General features: G+C 69.4%; 2 protein-coding genes. Both read left to right on the top strand.

What is annotated here, in order from left to right; genetic code table 11:
• Nucleotides 1-224: cupin domain-containing protein (locus ACSFA3_RS25090; RefSeq protein ID WP_475544588.1), on the top strand; the 224-nt coding region annotated here is incomplete at its 5' end.
• 11 nt (nucleotides 225-235) lie between these two features.
• Nucleotides 236-1,096 (top strand): alpha/beta fold hydrolase, encoded by an 861-nt coding sequence (locus ACSFA3_RS25085; protein WP_435464464.1) that lies wholly within the window; start codon nucleotides 236-238, stop codon nucleotides 1,094-1,096.
• The last annotated feature ends 25 nt before the right edge of the window (nucleotides 1,097-1,121 follow it).

The raw sequence follows: 1,121 nt of genomic DNA, 5'->3' as shown, positions 1-1,121 counted from the left end.
TCTTCCTGATCCGTGGCAAGCTCAAGGTGGTGATCGAGAAAGACGGCGAGCGCTTCGAGACCATCATGACTGACCGCGACCTGATCTCGGTGCCTCCCGGCGTGTACCGCGAAGAGATCAACATCGGCGACGAAGACGCGCTGATGTGCGTGATGCTCGGCGCGAAGAAGCCGGTGACACCCACCTATCCGGCCGATCACCCGCTGGCCAAGATCAAGCGCTGAGCGAGCAAGCCATGAACGACGCCATCGTTACCGACGCGCTGACGCTGCCGGCCTCCGAGCTGGCGCGGCTCGGCACCAGCTTTCCGGCCCGCAGCGTTGCGGTCGGCGGCGGTGCAGTGGTGTCGGTGCGCGAATGCGGCCAAGGCCCGGTTGTCGTGTGCCTGCATGGCATCGGTTCGGGCGCTGCGTCGTGGATCGACACCGCCGCGCTGCTGGCGCCGCAAGCCCGCGTGATCGCATGGGACGCTCCGGGCTATGGCGAATCGACGCCGCTCGAAGCCGCCGCACCGACTGCCGCCGACTACGCAACACGCCTGAGCGCCTTGCTCGATGCGCTGGCCATCGACTCGTGCGTGCTGGTCGGCCATTCGCTCGGCGCGATCACCGCCGCCTCGGCCGCACGCACCGATTCGCGCATCCGCCGCCTCGTGCTCGTCAGCCCGGCCATCGGCTACGGCACCCCGTCCCGTGCGGAGGCTCGCGCCAAGGTGCGCACCGAACGCCTCGCCACGCTCGACGAACTCGGCATCGCCGGCATGGCCGCGAAGCGCGCCGGCCGGCTCGTCTCCGACAAGGCCAGCGACCACGCCCGCCAATGGGTGCGATGGAACATGGCCCGCCTGAACGACCGCGGCTACCGCCAGGCCGTCGAGCTGCTGTGCAACGCCGACCTGCTGGCCGACCTGCCACCGCCCATGCCCGTGCGCGTGGCCTGCGGCGCGCTTGATGTGGTCACGCCGCCGGCCGCCTGCGAAGAAGTCGCGCGCCAGTGCGGCGTGCCGCTCGAATTGGTGGACGATGCGGGCCACGCTGGCTATGTGGAGCAACCGCAGGCCGTCGCCGCACTGCTGCGCGAATCGCTCGCCGGCTGACCGCAACACAAACACAAGACATCCA

The organism is Variovorax glucosi (genome assembly GCF_051216695.1).
Taxonomy (GTDB): domain Bacteria; phylum Pseudomonadota; class Gammaproteobacteria; order Burkholderiales; family Burkholderiaceae_C; genus Variovorax.
Note: the sequence above shows the minus strand (reverse complement) of the source record. Positions and strands in the feature narration are given on the sequence as shown.

Bases quoted from the DNA above. Each gene is read 5' to 3' on its own strand.
- ACSFA3_RS25085 (WP_435464464.1), top strand. From the start codon at position 236: ATGAACGACGCCATCGTTACCGACGCGCTGACGCTGCCGGCCTCCGAG.